The organism is Micromonospora sp. CPM1, assembly GCF_023896895.1.
GTDB classification, from domain to species: domain Bacteria; phylum Actinomycetota; class Actinomycetes; order Mycobacteriales; family Micromonosporaceae; genus Micromonospora; species Micromonospora tulbaghiae.
In genome coordinates, this window is sequence record NZ_JAMHIU010000001.1 from 130,180 (window position 1) to 145,515 (window position 15,336).

General features: G+C 72.4%; 9 protein-coding genes. 7 read left to right on the forward strand and 2 right to left on the reverse strand.

What is annotated here, in order from left to right:
• Nucleotides 1-71 precede the first annotated feature (71 nt).
• From M8C11_RS00505 to M8C11_RS00520, 4 genes are all read left to right on the forward strand, one after another.
• Nucleotides 72-3,035, forward strand: coding sequence for an AAA family ATPase (locus M8C11_RS00505; RefSeq protein WP_167796900.1), 2,964 nt, complete (start codon nucleotides 72-74; stop codon nucleotides 3,033-3,035).
• 78 nt (nucleotides 3,036-3,113) lie between these two features.
• The gene (locus M8C11_RS00510) at nucleotides 3,114-3,272 is read left to right on the forward strand and encodes a hypothetical protein (RefSeq protein ID WP_167796899.1); all 159 of its coding nucleotides are present in this window, start codon (nucleotides 3,114-3,116) and stop codon (nucleotides 3,270-3,272) included.
• An 86-nt stretch (nucleotides 3,273-3,358) separates the two neighbouring features.
• On the forward strand, nucleotides 3,359-6,085 hold the full coding sequence (locus tag M8C11_RS00515) for a S8 family serine peptidase (RefSeq protein WP_167796898.1): 2,727 nt from the start codon (nucleotides 3,359-3,361) through the stop codon (nucleotides 6,083-6,085).
• 1 nt (nucleotide 6,086) lies between these two features.
• Nucleotides 6,087-9,038, forward strand: a complete 2,952-nt coding sequence (locus M8C11_RS00520; RefSeq protein ID WP_252447714.1) for a hypothetical protein — start codon at nucleotides 6,087-6,089, stop codon at nucleotides 9,036-9,038.
• Nucleotides 9,039-9,179: 141 nt separating this feature from the next.
• Here the strand turns inward: M8C11_RS00520 and M8C11_RS00525 are convergent, their stop codons facing one another.
• Together M8C11_RS00525 and M8C11_RS00530 are read right to left on the reverse strand one after the other, a co-directional pair.
• Nucleotides 9,180-10,370, reverse strand: a complete 1,191-nt coding sequence (locus M8C11_RS00525; protein WP_252447715.1) for a DUF418 domain-containing protein — start codon at nucleotides 10,368-10,370, stop codon at nucleotides 9,180-9,182.
• Nucleotides 10,367-10,558 carry a hypothetical protein gene (locus M8C11_RS00530; protein WP_252447716.1) on the reverse strand — a complete coding sequence of 64 codons (192 nt, stop codon included), beginning with the start codon at nucleotides 10,556-10,558 and terminating at the stop codon, nucleotides 10,367-10,369. The genes M8C11_RS00525 and M8C11_RS00530 overlap by 4 nt, the downstream gene beginning before the upstream one ends.
• Nucleotides 10,559-10,658: 100 nt before the next feature.
• Here M8C11_RS00530 and M8C11_RS30465 point away from each other — a divergent pair, with 100 nt between their 5' ends.
• From M8C11_RS30465 to M8C11_RS00545, 3 genes are all read left to right on the forward strand, one after another.
• Nucleotides 10,659-11,546: a TetR/AcrR family transcriptional regulator C-terminal domain-containing protein gene (locus M8C11_RS30465; RefSeq protein WP_252447717.1), complete on the forward strand. Its 888-nt coding sequence runs from the start codon at nucleotides 10,659-10,661 to the stop codon at nucleotides 11,544-11,546.
• 460 nt (nucleotides 11,547-12,006) lie between these two features.
• Nucleotides 12,007-12,786, forward strand: a complete 780-nt coding sequence (locus M8C11_RS00540) for a DeoR/GlpR family DNA-binding transcription regulator (RefSeq protein WP_252447718.1) — start codon at nucleotides 12,007-12,009, stop codon at nucleotides 12,784-12,786.
• Nucleotides 12,787-13,006: 220 nt separating this feature from the next.
• Nucleotides 13,007-15,145 (forward strand): RICIN domain-containing protein, encoded by a 2,139-nt coding sequence (locus M8C11_RS00545; RefSeq protein WP_252447719.1) that lies wholly within the window; start codon nucleotides 13,007-13,009, stop codon nucleotides 15,143-15,145.
• Nucleotides 15,146-15,336: the final 191 nt, after the last annotated feature.

The window sequence follows — 15,336 nt, forward strand, 5'->3', positions numbered from 1 at the left end:
GAAACGCCTTGCCGCCGACCACCACATAAACGATGATCATTGACAGCTGTGCAGGTGCGAGCGGGCGAGCTGTGGAGGCTGTGGTGGTCGGCGGCGACTCTCCCCGCCGTGGCGCGGCGGAGCCGGACGTCGACGGTGTGGCGGCCCCGCTGCTGATCGGCCGCGAGGGGGAACTGGCCCGGCTGGAGCAGGTGCTCACCGACACCTCGGCGCTGGTGCTGGTCGAGGGTGAGGCCGGCGTCGGCAAGAGCCGGCTGCTGGAGGAGTTCCTCGCTTCCCCCGCCGGCGGTGTGCACTGCGCGCTGACGGCGGTCTGTCCGCCCGTGCGCGAGCCGTACACGTTGGGACCGATCGTCGAGGCGCTGCTTGCCACCGACGTCGGCACGGTGGCGGGCCTGGGCCTCAGCAGCCTGGCCGGTGCCCTGCGACCGCTGTTCCCGGAGTGGGCGGAGCACCTGCCGCCGACCCCCGAGCCGGCCGGGGACGCGAGCGCCGCCCGGCACCGGGTGCTCCGGGCCCTCGCCGAACTGCTCGACAGGCTCGGAGTGGGCCTGCTCGTCGTCGACGACGCACAGTGGTCTGACGACGCGACCCGGGAGTTCCTGCTGTTCCTGGCCGAGCGGCACGGCCAGGGGCCGAGCCTGGTGGTGGCCTACCGCCCGGAGGACCTGGTGGGGGACCCGTGGCTGCTGCGCCTGTCGGGACGCCTTCGGCCGCACCGCGCACGGCTGCGAGTCGTCCTCGATCCGCTCGACGAGCCCGGGACCGCGGCGCTCGCCTCGTCGATGCTGGCCAACCAGGAGGTCTCCGGCGAGTTCGCCCAGCACCTGCACGCCCGCACCGAAGGGGTGCCGCTCGCCGTCGAGGAGTGCGTGCGGCTGATGGCCCGACGCGGCGACCTCGTTCGTCGCGGCCAGGGCTGGAAGCGGCTTCCTCTGGACGAGATCGTGGTGCCCCCGACGGTGCGGGACACCGTGCTGGAGCACGCCGGCCGACTCGACGGCGCCACCCGGGCAGTGCTCCGAGCCGCCGCGGTCGTCGCCGATCCCATCGCCGAACACCTGCTGGCGCGGATCAGCGAACTGCCGCCGGCCGAGTTCGCCGCCGGCCTGGCCGAAGCCGTCGCCCGTCGCCTGCTGCACCGACGGGACCACCACAGGGTGTCCTTCCGCCACGTGCTGGCCGGCCGGGCCATCTACGACGCCATGGACGAACGGGACCGCCGTACGCTGCACGAGCGCGCGGGGCGGGTGCTCGAAACCGTGACCCCACGACCGCTGGCGCAGCTCGCGCGGCACTTCCGGCAGGTCGGCGACGGCGAGAGGTGGGGCAGGTACGCGGAACTCTCCGCGGACGTGGCGCTGCAGACCGGCGACGAGACGACCGCGGGCGCGCTGCTGCACGACGTGCTGACCAACGGCGACGTGCCCGCCGAGCAGATGTGCGCGCTGGTGGAGAAGGTGCCGTTCGGTTCCTTCACCGGCCCGTGCCGTCTGCGGGACCTCGCCGCCGCCGTGCGCCGGGTGCTCGACGTAGGTGTCCCGGATCCGGGGGTGGAGGCCAATCTCCGCTTCCAGCTCGCCCGGATCCTCAACGACATGGAGGAGTTCGACGAGGCGCACGCCGAGCTGGAGCGGGCGCTGCCGCACCTCGACCGTCGGCGTGCCTCGCCCGCCGTCGCCATGATGCTGCTGGGCTGGCCGCGCGGCCGCTCGCCGGCGGCCCGGCACCTGACCTGGCTGGACCGGGCGGCCGAGTTCGCGCGGTCGCTTGAGCCGTCGGACCGGCTACGGGTCGCGGCCGGCCGCGCGCCCGCCCTGCTGCAACTCGGTGACGAGCGCGGCTGGGCGGAGGCGGCGCAGATCCCGCAGACGGCCCGGACCGTCAGGGACCGCCGGATCATCACCGTCGGCTACCTCAACATCGGCGACGGGGCCATGCGGTGGGGGCGGTACGCGGAGGCCGACGGCTGGCTCGCCACCGCCCGTCGGCTCGCCGTCGAGTACGAGCAGGTCAGGATCAGGGAGCTCGTCGACTCCACCCGGTTGCACCTCGACTGGTTCACGGGCGCCTGGAACGGCCTCGCGGAGCGCGCTGCCACGATGGCGGACACCGACGATCTCCACCCGGTCAGCCGGGTCGAGCCGATCATGATCATTGGCCTGCTGCGCATGGCGGCCGGGGACCTCGTCCAGGCAGCGCGGGAGATCGAACGCGCGGTGGCGGGCGCCCGCGACGCCGGGGCCTGGGACACCGTCGCCGAGGCGGTGGCGACGTTGGTGCAGATCCGGCTGCGCGAGGGCCGGCCCGACGCGGCGTTGACGCTCTCCCGCGACCCGTGCGAGGTCGTCGCGGAGAAGGGGGTCTGGCTGTGGGGCACCGACGTGGTGCCCGCCCGCGTCCAGGCCCTGCTCGCCGTCGGAGCCACGGCACAGGCGCAGGACCTGGTCGACGCGTTCGCCCGAGGGCTGCCCGCCGGGCGGTTGCCGGCGCCGCGGGCCGCCGTGCTGGACTGCCGGGGCCTGCTCGCCGAGGCCGCGGGCGACCACGCCTCGGCCGCGGTCCTGTTCGGGCGGGCCGCCGCGGCCTGGGCGGCGCTTCCCCGGCCGTACGGCGCGGCGCTCTCCCGCGAGCGGCAGGCGGGGTGCCTGATCCGGGCCGGGGCCGTCCCGGAAGGGCTCGACCTGCTCGCCGACGTCCTCGATGGACTGTCGTCCCTGCCGGCGAGCCTCGACGTGGACCGCGTCGCCCGTACCCTGCGCGCGCACGGCCGCCAGGTGCCGCGCGTGTGGCGCGGCGGCCGGAAGGGCTACGGCCCCGACCTGTCGCCCCGCGAGCGGGAGGTCGTCGCCCTCGCGGCCGAGGGTCGGACGAACCGGGAGATCGCCGATGCCCTGCACCGCTCGCACCACACCGTGGCGAGCCAGATGAAGTCGGCGATGCGCAAGTTCGGAGTCTCCTCCCGGGCGGCGCTCACCGCACGGGCGATCGGCGCGGGGCTGGTCGCCGAGCCCGGCACGGGCGCGGGGGAGTGACTCCCCGCCGGCGGTCGCGGGTTGTTTCACTCACCTGAGGGATCGCAGCACCGTCTCGCGGTTGACCACGATGCTGGCATGCCGCATCGAGATGACCCGGACGAGGACGAGACGACGTCGCCGGAGACCGCCCGCCCCGCCGACACGCGCGTCGAGTCCCGTCCCGGGGGCGGACCGGGCGACGACACCGACGTCCGGACCGACGTCGCGGACGACGACCGATACCTGCCGCTGTGACCAGTCGCGGCCGCAGCCCTCACACCCCTCCCGGAGGAGAATCCCCCATGCGCCCAGCCCATCCGTCGAGACGAAGAATCGCGACCGTGGTGGTGGCCGCCGTGGCCACGGTGCTCGCACTGAACGGCGCCGCCACCGCGCTGCCCTCGACCGCCCCGGAGCCGACGGCAGCGGCCGCGAAGGCCAAGATCCGTCCACAGCTCCAGTCCCAGCTCGGCGCCCAGGAGTCCCCCGTGGACTTCTGGGTCTACTTCGACGCGAAGGCGGACCTGAGCGCGGCCCGGTCGATCCGGGACTGGAACGCGCGCGGTACGGCGGTGGCCAGGGCGCTGCGGCAGGCCGCCGACGAGAGCCAGCGGGCGGTACGCAGGGAACTCACCGCCTCCGGCGTAGCGCACCAGAGCTTCTGGGCGACGAACGCGATCAAGGTGACCGGCGACCAGGCCCTCGCCGAGCGGCTGGCCGCGAAGCCCGAGGTCAGCTCGCTGCTGCCGTCGTTCAAGGTCGCCCCGCCCCCGGTCACCAGGGGCGTCGGCCGGCAGGCGGTCGACGCGGTCGAGTGGGGCGTCGCCAACATCAACGCCGACGACGTGTGGGAGCAGTTCGGCGTACGCGGCGAGGACATCACGGTGGCATCGATCGACACCGGCGTCCAGTTCGACCATCCCGCCCTGGCGCGGCAGTACCGCGGCAACAAGGGCGACGGCGTGTTCGACCACAACTACAACTGGTTCGACGCGGCCGGCACCTGCGGGGGAGCGCCCTGCGACGGCGACGGGCACGGCACGCACACGATGGGCACGATGGTCGGCGACGACGGCGCCGAGAACCGGGTCGGGGTGGCGCCGAAGGCCCGATGGATCGCGGCAAACGGCTGCTGCCCGAGCGACGCCGCGCTGATCAGTTCGGGCCAGTGGCTGCTGGAGCCGACGGACCTCAACGGCCAGAACCCGGACGCCGGCAAGCGACCGCATGTCATCAACAACTCGTGGGGCACCACCACCCCGTCGGACGCGCCGTTCCTGGAGGACATCAGCCTGGCGTGGACCGCGTCGGGCATCTTCGGCGTGTGGGCCAACGGCAACAACGGGCCGGGCTGCCGGACGAGCGGCGCCCCGGGCAGCCGGAAGATCAACTACTCGGTCGGCGCGTACGACTCCGACCACACCATCGCGCCGTTCTCGTCGCGCGGGGCCGGCCAGGACGGCGAGATCAAGCCGAACGTCGCCGCGCCGGGCGTGAACGTCCGGTCGAGCATGCCGGGAAGCGCGTACGCCAGCCTCAACGGCACCTCGATGGCGGCCCCGCACGTCGCGGGCGCCGTCGCCCTGGTCTGGTCGGCGGCCACGTCGATGGTCGGTGACACCGAGGCCACCAGGTCCCTGCTGGACGGCACGGCCGTCGACAACCCGGACGGTCAGTGCGGCGGCACCGACGACGACAACAACGCCTTCGGCGAGGGGCGACTGGACGCGCTCGCCCTGATGAGGCAGGCGCCGCGCGGACCCACCGGCAGGATCGGCGGCACCGTCAGCGACGCCGGGACCTCGAAGCCGCTGCCCGGTGCCACCGTCACGATCACCGGCCCGGTCAGTCGTGAGGTGACCACCGACGCGGAGGGCGCCTACCAATCGGGTGCCCTTCCGTTGGGCAGCTACACGATCGGTGTACGCAAGTACGGCTACGCGGCCGGCACGACACAGGCGCAGGTCCGCGAGGGCGAAGCCGCCACCGTCGACGTCAGGCTGACCCCTCAGCCGATGAGCACGGTCAGCGGTACCGTGACCGACGGATCCGGGCACGGCTGGCCGTTGTACGCCAAGGTCGTCATCGACGGCTATCCACTCGGACCGGTCTTCACCGACCCGGTGACCGGCCGGTACAGCGTGCGGCTGCCCGGATCCGCGTCGTACACCATGCGGGTCACCGCCCAGTACCCCGGATACCGGGGCGCTCAGCGGACGTTCGAGCTGGGCGGGGCGGACCTGACCCAGGACGCGGCGCTGACCGTCGACGAGTCGAGCTGCACCGCCCCCGGCTACCGCTTCAGCGGCGTCGGCGAGGACTTCGACGACTGGACCGACACCGGCACGCGCGATGGCTGGCGAACCTCCGGCAGGCCGGGCTGGCGGTTCGACAATCCCGGCTACCGACCGGTGCCCGAGGGCGGTGACGGCAGGTTCGCCGTCGCCGACTCGACGGTCGGCGCCGGGAAGCGGTTCGACACCACCCTGACCTCTCCGGCGATCGACCTCTCCGGCGATGCCTCCCCGAAGCTCACCTTCCGCACGTCCTACTACCCGGACGACGCCAGCCAGCGGGCCGCCGTCGACGTGTCCACCGACGGCGGCCGGACCTGGAAGACGGTGTGGCGGCAGACCACCAGGCACGCGTTCGGCCAGGTCACGCTGCCGCTGCCGCAGGCGGCCAACCGTGCGGACGTCCGGATCAGGTTCCACTACCAGGGCCGCGACGCCTGGTGGTGGGCCGTCGACGACGTCTTCGTGGGCGACCGCGCCTGCCGGCCGGTCGAGGGCGGGCTGGTCGTCGGGTTCGTCACCGACCGCGACACCGGCGCGCCGGTCTTCGCGACCGTGTCCCGGACCGAACAGCCCGGGGACACCGGCACGGGCGTCACCACACCGGCGGACCCGGCACTCGGCGACGGCCTGTACTGGGTCTTCAGCTCCGCGACCGGCGGCACCGAATTCACCGCGCGCGCGTCCGGCTACCAGACCGGCACCGCGACGGTCCAGGTCCGCGCCGACGCGGTCGTGACCCGGGACTGGTCGCTGGCCCGGGCAGGTGGCTGACATGCCGGACGACGCCGTGCAGCGCGGTCCCACCAGCTCGCCCGACAAGGAGCCATTCGTGACCACACCAGGCAGCAACCCCCACCCCCGCAGACGCCGTCGGCTACGCCTGCTCGCCGCCGCCTCGGCCCTCCTGACCGTGCTGGCCGCGCCCGTCGCCGCCGCCGCCCGGCCCGACGAGCCGGCCGGGCGGGCCCCGGCGCCGGCCGGAGCCGCGGCCGAGGACGGCCTACGGGCGGTCTCGCTACCCGGGCTGACCAAGCCCACCTACAAGCTCACCCTGATCACCGGCGACGAGGTCACGCTGGCCCGGACCGGTGGCCGTTACACAGTCACCGCCGTCCCGTCGGCACGGGCCGACGGCACCCGCCCGACGATCGACGTCACCGTCCGGACGGGGCCGGGCGGAGCGGACACCATCCTCCACGCCGTGCCGAGCGACGCGCAGGCGCTGGTGGCCGGCGGCGTCGTCGACCGTAGGGTCTTCGACCTGGGCTGGCTCGCCGGCCAGTCGGAGCGTGGCGGCGGCAGCCCGCTCGCCGTCACCGTCAAGTACGGCGACCGGCTGGACAAGGCGGCGCTGGACAAGCGGGTGTCGGGCCTGCCCGGCGCGGAGACCACCGCGAGGCACCCGGACGACGGCTCGGTCGACCTGCGCGTCGAACCTCGCCGGGCCGCCGCCTTCTGGGCCGCCGTCACCGGCGAACAGCGGGGCGGGCTGAGCAGCTACCTCTTCGACCGGGCCACTCCGAAGCTCGCCGGCGGCGCGGTGGCGATCTGGCCCACCGGGCTCCGCTCGGCCAAGGCCGGACCGCAGACCGACACCGGGCAGCCGAAGTACCGGGTCACCCAGATCGTCAAGCGGCAGAAGGGCGAGCGGTTCTACTGCGACAGCCGCCTCATGACCATCTGCCCGCTCGGCGGATTCATGCTCGCCCAGGTCGCCGGAGCCGCGGTCGGGACCGGGTACGAGTCGGTCAGCGCGCGGTGCCTGGACCAGGATCCCTGCACCACGTTCGAGGTGACGTACGAGGTGCCGCCCGGCACCTACGAGTCCGGCGGTTACGCGACCTTCCGGATCGACGGCCGGGAGCAGCACCTCAACCTGGAACTGCCGGAGTTCGAGGTCGCCGGGGACACCACCATCACCCGCGACGGCGACGCGGCCCAGCAGATGACGGTCGGCACCCCGCGACCGACCGAGACGTTCGTCGGCTCCCGGATCACCTTCCGCACATTCAGCAACGGCGCCGGCGGTGGCGTCCTCAGCTTCACCGGCTACAGCAACTCCAGGTTCTGGGCCATCCCCAGCGCCCCGGTGACGGTCGGCACCTTCCACCTCGGGGTCAACTGGGTGCTCGGCAAGCCGATGCTGACCGTGGCGGCCACCGCCCCCGAGCGGCTGGCGCTGACACCGACCCTGCCGATCGACTGGTACAAGCGCCCCGGCTTCGAGGTGGTGCGGTTCGACGGCCGGCAGACGGTCCAACTGGTCGACGGCGGGCTGGGGCGGGACGCCGACCTCCGGCGGATCGACGCCCGGGGCAAGCTCGTCCTGCTGCGCATCGACGCCGACAAGCCCGCCGGCGGGCAGTGCCGCGTTGGTCCCGCGCAGCTGACGCGGGCGCGGGCGGCGGGCGCGGTCGGCGTGCTCGTCGACCCGACCTCCACCGGGGGGCCGTGGGCCACCACGACCTGCCTCCTGCCGGTCGAGCCGGACTGGTGGTACCACGAGACGCAGGAGGCCGCCGACATCCCGTACGCCTCCATCCCGCTGGCACAGGCCGAGCGGCTGCGCGGCCTGCTGCGCCGCGGCCCGGTGAAGCTCGACGTGTCGGGCTACGACTCGGTCAGTCCGTACGTCTACGCGCTGCACGTCTACCAGGAGGGGCGGATCCCGGCCTCGCTGCACACCGAGCTCACCGACCGGCAGCTCGCCACGGTCGACACCGCGCTCCACGGCACGCGGGCGGAGCCGGCCAGCATGATCTACTCGGCCTTTCGGCCGAACGAGACCGCGGTCGCCGGAGTCTTCCACGGCTACGTCACCGACAGCGTCCGGTTCACCACCTACCGCGGGCCGGTCTCGCCCGACCTCGTGCGGAACCAGTTCTACGAGCCCTCGGGTTCGCAGCCCGGCGTCCGCACCATCGACGTCATCGACCGGGCGGGGCCGGCCACGGCGCGGTGGGCGGCGCGGCCCCTCGTGCCCGGGCCGCCGGAGCTGTCGCCCAAGATCTTCCGCACCCAACCCGGCAAGTGGGAGGGCGACTGGTCCACCGAGATCTGCGCCTTCTGCCGGCAGGGCGACACCTTCTACCCGATCACCTACCTGGTCTCCGGGACGGAGCCGGGACACCTCATCGGTTCGTACGTGTTCGAGCCGGCGAACGTGCACATGTACGCCGACGACGGTCGGGAACTGCCCCAGGGCAGCTCCACCGTGTGGGGTCCCACCTATGAGCTTCCGGCCGCGCCCGGGCGCTACCGGATGACGGCCCGGACCGCCGACGGCAGGACCACGACGGAATGGCGGTTCACGTCCGCCACGCCGACGCGGAACGAGCCGCCGCAGGGGTTCAAGTGCGTCGAGGGATCGGGCCGGCCGTGCCACGCCGACCCGCTGCTGTTCCTGCGGTACGACGCGGGCGCTGACCTCGGTGACGCGGTGAGCGCACCCGGCCGGCACCAGATCAGGGTCGCCGCGTACCACCAGGTGCCCGCCGCGCCGGCGGTGAAGAGCCTGACGGTGGCCGTCAGCACCGACGGCGGGGTCACCTGGCGGCAGCTCCCGGCGACCGCCCGGGGCGGCGGAAACTACACCGTGAGCTACCAGGCCCCACGCCTGGCCGCCACCACGGGCACGGTCAGCATCAGGGCCAGGGCGGAGGACGCCGCCGGCAACACCGTCGAGCAGACCGTCCTCGACGCCTTCCGCCTCACCGCGCACTGACGCGCTGTCGGATCCGCCGGGCACGTCGCGGACGTGCCCGGCGGGCCGGCACCCCCGGCCTCCAGCACGGTGACCGCCGACGACGAGCCCGGCCACGCAGCGCGCGGCCGGGCTCGTCGTTCTGCTCGGCGGCCGGAGTGGCTATCGCCGCAGGTCGGGCCAGCGGCGGTGGGTCCATGCGCGCAACGCCCACTCGACGGGGCCGTACCGGAACCGCCGCATCCACCACGCGCTGGTCGCCACCTGCACCGCGAAGATCGTCAGTGCGATCAGCAGCGTCTGCGCCGGCGACGTGTGGCCGGCCAGGCCCAGCCCGACGCCGGTGAACACGAGCACGCAGAGGAGTGACTGGCCGAGATAGTTCGTCAACGCCATGCGTCCGGCGGGCGCCAGGGCGTCCGCGACGCGCGGTCGCCGGGTGAACAGGCGCAGCAGGGTCGCGGCGTAGGCCGCGGCGAGGAACGGCGCGGTGACGGCGCTGACCATCAGCCCGGTCATGCTCGCCGAGCCGCCGCCGACCGCGAACACGGCGGCGCCGGCGAGGCCGACCGGATAGCCGACCCGCTCGCAGCGGCGCAGCAGGTTCTCGTGGGTGGGTACGGTGGCGAGCATCCGGTGCCTGCCGGCGGCGAGGCCGACCAGGAACGCGGCGAAGGCCAACGGCCCCTGCACGGCGAGCGCGCCGAGCATTGCCGGCAATGAGCGCAGGTGCTCCAGGACGACGTCACCGAGCCCGCCGCGTAGGGCCTCCGTCGAACGCGCACCGGCGGCGATCGCGGCGGCCTCGTCCGGGACCACCGTGGCGCCGAGGACCGCGGCCAGACCGATCACGGTCGCGACCACGCCCACGATGACCGCCGCTGCGAGCAGGGCGGCGCGCGGTTCGGTCCGCCGAGCGGCGAGCAGCACGAGACCGAGCAACGCGTACGTGGTGAGGATGTCGCCGTGGTACAGCAGCACCGCGTGCAGCGCCCCGAGCACGAACAGCCCGGACAGCCGGCGCAGGAACGACGGGCCGAAGGCCAGCCCACGCCGGGCCGCTGAGTCGAGTTGCAGGGTGAAGCTGTAGCCGAACAGGAATGAGAACAGCAGGTACGCCTTCATCGCGAACAGCAGTTCCGCCGCACCTGCGACCAGCCGGTCGACCGTGCCGTGCGCCGGATCGTCGACCAGGTGGAACTCGAATCCGGAGCTGAAGTACCACACGTTGGCCAGCAGGATGAACAGCAGCGCGATCCCGCGCAACGCGTCCACGTCGTTGATCCGGGCGTCGTCGTCGTGGGCGGCCACACCGCGGGTGCGGCCCTGCCGGTCAGGTCGGAGCGCGCTCATGACGCCGAACCTCCCGCGACCACCACGAGGGGCACGTGCCGCCTCTTCGTCGCGGCATTCCGGTGGCCGTCGGCTCGGTGCCGTCGGCGAACATCCCCCGGGGCGAGGTCGACGGCGACGCCGTCGAGCGTGGCCGCCGGGTCGTCGTAGGTCCTACGCTCCGGGTCCAGCTGCACGAGATCAGTCATGCTGTACACCGTACGAGTGCACTATCAGGGGAAATAGTCAGGCTGTCCCCCGTATTCGCTCTCGGGGTATCGTCACTGCACTAGTGCACGGGAGGCCGCTGTGGAGGAACCGCCGTACCGCCGGATCGCCGCCGATCTCGCCGGCCGGATCGCGTCCGGCGAATTCGCCACCGGAACGAGGATCCCGTCGACGAGGCAGCTCATAGCTGAGTACGGGGTGGCGATGGCGACCGCGACGAAGGTCCTGGCGACCCTGCGCGAGCGGGGTCTCGTCGAGCCCGTACGGGGCGTCGGCACCGTGGTGGCCGCCGCCGGTGTGGGCAGAGCACCCGGCCCGGACCGGGCGCAGGTGGTCGCCACCGCCGTGGCCACCGCCGACGCCGAAGGGCTGCACGGCCTGTCGATGCGCCGGCTCGCCGGTCGGCTCGGCATCCCGACGATGGCGATCTACCGGTACGTGGCCGACCGGGACGAGCTGGTGATGCTCATGATCGACAAGGTCATGGCCGACAATCCGCCCCCGGCCCTCACCCCGGAGCGCGACGGCTGGCGGGCCTGCCTCGAGGCCATCGCCCGGCTGCAATGGGCGATGTACCGTCGGCACACCTGGCTGGCCGAGGCGGTCTCCTTCACCCGGCCGCTGCCGGCCCCGCACGCGATGGTCCATACCGAATGGATGATGCGGGCCCTGGACGGACGCGGGCTCGACCTAAACGCACAGTTCACGGCGGCGGTGACGGTGGCCAACCACGTTCGCGGCACGGCGGTGAACCGGGCCGAGGAGGCGCAGGCCGAGCAGGACAGCGGCCTGACCGACGCCCAGTGGTTGGAGGCTCAGGAGGGACGCATCGGCGCGGTCCTGGCCGACGGGCGGCTCCCGCTGCTGGACCGCTTCATCGCCGCCGACGACGGGGCCTGGAACCTGGACACACTCTTCGAGTTCGGCCTCCAGCGCCTTCTCGACGGCCTCGCCCCGCTCCTGCGGTGACGGCCTCCGCCTCGCGCGCGGCCACGACGACCATCGGGATCTGGGTCACCGGAACCTGACAGCGAGCGCCGCGAACGGGCCGCGACAGCGTCGAGCCGCGTCTCGCCCGGCACCGATCCTGGCGGAGTCGTGGGCTGGTGGAGCGGCTGCTCACCCTGCTGCCCGAGGTGCCGTAACCCGACGCCAGCAGTAAGGGCCGTGCTCTCTCTCCTCGGCTCATCCGGTGCGGGTTGGTGCCTCCATGGTGCCCGGTCGATCGCTCCCCATCCCGATCGAGTGCAGTGACGATCGTTCAGCGTGACTGAAGATGAAATACAGAGGCAATTTAGTTGCATTTTTTATCATCGACCGACCCGGACATGGAGGGCCGAAGGGCCGGAAGCCGCTACGGTGCCGCGCAGACGTTGCATCGAGGATGCAAGGATGGCTGCATACGCAGGCCCGAGGACCGGAGTGAAACGTGAATCAGCACGAGCGGTGGCACCGGCTCCTGGAGATGGTGGCGGCCGCCGGCCAGCTCGACATCGAGTCCACCGCCCGGGAGCTGGGCGTGAGCGCGGCGACCATCCGGCGGGACTTCGACGAGCTGGCCACCCAGCAGCTGGTCACCCGCACCCGTGGCGGGGTCGTCGCCAGCAGCGTCTCCTACGACCTGCCGTTGCGCTACAAGGCCGTCCGGCAGGCGCCGGAGAAGCAGCGCATCGCGGCGGCCGCTGCGGACCTGATCCCGGCCGGAGCCACCGTGGGGCTCAACGGGGGTACCACGACGACCGAGGTGGCCCGGGCGCTCGCGCTGCGGACCGACCCGAACGGGCAGGCGCCCGCGGTCACCGTGGTGACCAACGCGCTGAACATCGCCAACGAGCTCATCGTGCGGCCGCACCTTCGGGTGGTGCTGACCGGAGGCACGGCTCGCCCTCAGTCGTACGAGCTGGTCGGCCGGATCGCCGAGACGATGCTCACCTCGGTGGCGCTGGACCTGGTGGTCCTCGGCGTGGACGCGATCGACCACCAGCACGGCGCCAGCGCGCACAACGACAGCGAGGCGGCGATCAACCAGATCATGGTGACCAGCGCCGCCCGGACGATCGTGGTGGCGGACTCCTCGAAGATCGGCCGCCGGACGTTCAACCGGATCTGCCCGCTGGGCAACGTCGACACCCTGATCACCGACAAGGCGGCGGACCAGGACGCGGTGCATCTCATCGAGCAGGCCGGCGTGAACGTCGTACAGGTCTAACTTGATCTTCAATGTGCGGGGCGGCGGCATCGACCCCGGCTGGGACGGTCAATAGGTAGCGGGGCGATGCCCGGCTATCTATGGCATGGGTAACATGATCTGCGGCCCCAGGTTGCGCTTCAATCGATGGCAGTGGTTGTTATGGGTATCAATTCCTGCCATGCTGAGCGCTCCGCCAGAGGGAGGTCTCATGCGTCATCGCCACGGACCGTCAGCCCGCGTGACATTGATCGTCGCCCTGATCCTGACCAGCGCCCCGCTGACCGCTTCGGCAGCGTCGGCGGCAGTGCCCGGCTCGTTCACCGTCAGCGTCGACAGCAGATCGTCATGGACCCGCCCGGACGACACTCCGGCCTTCCCGTTCATCGACAAGGACGGCACCTTCTACTACCAGCAGTCCCACTCGCTGTACGGACCGAACGACGGTCGCGCGTGGAGCTTCTACACCGGCGCCGACTTCGACTCGGCGTCGCGAGCCGCCATCAGCGACGCCGGGACCAACCCGGACACCACGGCGCTGTGCAACAACAGCCCCACCGGTGTGGAGTCGACGTACGCGCCCAGCGGCTCGGGCTACTCGCAGCGCAACTTCTGCGTGCTGTCCGGCGTCTGGGTGGACCCGGACACCGGCCACTGGTACGGGCTGGTCCACAACGAGTTCACCCCGCAGCCCTTCGGCGACGGCATCCACTACGACGGCATCGACTACGCCGTCTCCATCGACCAGGGCCGCACCTGGACCATCAGGGACCACGTCATCACGTCGCCGTACAGCACCGACCGGGGCGACAACGTGGCCTTCCCGCAGCAGACCTACCACTACGGCGACGGCGATCAGCGCCTGTACGTCGACGCCGCGTCGGGCTACTTCTACGCCTTCTACGGCTCGCGCATCGTCGACAAGTACGGCGGCTGGAAGGCGTTCTACGGGCACGTCGCCCGGGCGCCCATCGCGGGCAAGATGGCGCCCGGCTCCTGGCGCAAGTGGTACAACGGGGCCTGGTCGGAACCCGGAGTCGGCGGCCGGGAAAGCACCCTGATGCCGGTCACGGCGACCGCGCCGACCGGCTACGTCGCCGTCGACAAGGAATACAAGCCGACCACCCCCGGCACCGTCGACCAGCAGGTCGCGGCCGGCACCACCCCGCCCACCTCGCCGCTGTTCGTCATGGACATCACCTACAACGCGCACCTGGTCCTCTACATCGGTCAGCCGCAGGCGGTCGACCAGTCCGGCAACGCGCCGCAGCAGTTCTACGCCACCGACAACCTCGCCACGCAGAAGTGGACGCTGATCGGCGACACCGGCAGCTACCGCAACGCGTCGTGGTACCGGTGGTTCCTCGACAGCACCAGCAAGACCAGCTCGCGGATCGTCGGCAAGAGCTTCCGCTCCTACTGTTCCTTCGGGTGCTCGGGCGGCGCCTCCGGCGAATACATCAACGTCACCATAACCGGCTCGATCCCCGCGGTCGTGCCCTTCGACCCCGCCAGGACCTACCGGATCGCCAACGGCGACGGCCGTGTCCTGGCCCAGGTCGCCGGCGGATCCGCCACCACCTCGTCGGCCGGCGCCACCGGAACAGGCCTGGACGCCTGGCGATTCACCACGACCGGCGACGGCGCCTACCGGATAGCCAACGCCGCCACCGGCAACCTGCTCGGCGTGCCCGGCACCCCGGCCGGCCGTGCCTGGGGGGCCGCGCCCACCGTCACCGCTCCCGGCACCGGTACCGCGGCCGTCGGGCAACAGTGGTGGATCGTGCCGAGCGGGGGCACGTACCGCCTGGTGAACCGGCACAGCGGTCTGGTCATCGGCCTCTCCGCCACGGCCGGCCGGCTCGCCGAGACCACTCCCGTCCGCGCCTGGACCGACACCAGCGGAACCATCGTGGGCGCCGGGCGCACGGCCGGCGAGCAGACCCTCACCATCACCGCCACTGGCGACGCACCGAGCGGCGCCCGCACCCTCACCGTCTCGGGGAAGGCGCTCGACAACCCCGGGCACAGCACCGTCGCCGGCACCCAGCTCATCACGTACGCCACCAACGGGGGCGCGAACCAGAGCTGGATCCTCACCCAGCAGAGCGACGGCTCCTACACCCTTGCCAACCGCGAGTCAGGGCTGTGCGCCGATGTCGAGGGCGGCGTCACCACCGCCGGCGCCCGGATCATCCAGTGGACCTGCACCGGCGGCACCAACCAGCGGTGGCGGATGACCCCGCGAGCCGACGGCGCCTACACGATGGCCTCTGTCCGCAGCGGCCTCCTGCTCACCGCGGGTTCCCTGACCGACGGCGCACCGGTCACTCAGCAGCCGGACACCGGCAGCACGCTCCAGCGGTGGGTGATCGGCTGACCGTTCCGGCACCTGTCCTCGGGGCGTGCACCTGCGCCCCGAGGGCACATGTGCGTGCAGCACCCCCACAAAGTGCTGAGGACCAGAGTTCGTGCCACCCCTTCCTCCCGGCGGATGCGTCGCCTGCTGGTCGCCGGCTGCGCCGTCGGCGCGTCGCCTGCTGACGGAGGCGGTGTCGCACCGCAGAACCG

Bases quoted from the DNA above. Each gene is read 5' to 3' on its own strand.
- M8C11_RS00510 (WP_167796899.1), top strand. From the start codon at position 3,114: ATGCCGCATCGAGATGACCCGGACGAGGACGAGACGACGTCGCCGGAG.
- M8C11_RS00520 (WP_252447714.1), top strand. From the start codon at position 6,087: ATGCCGGACGACGCCGTGCAGCGCGGTCCCACCAGCTCGCCCGACAAG.
- M8C11_RS00525 (WP_252447715.1), bottom strand. From the start codon at position 10,370: ATGAGCGCGCTCCGACCTGACCGGCAGGGCCGCACCCGCGGTGTGGCC.
- M8C11_RS00530 (WP_252447716.1), bottom strand. From the start codon at position 10,558: ATGACTGATCTCGTGCAGCTGGACCCGGAGCGTAGGACCTACGACGAC.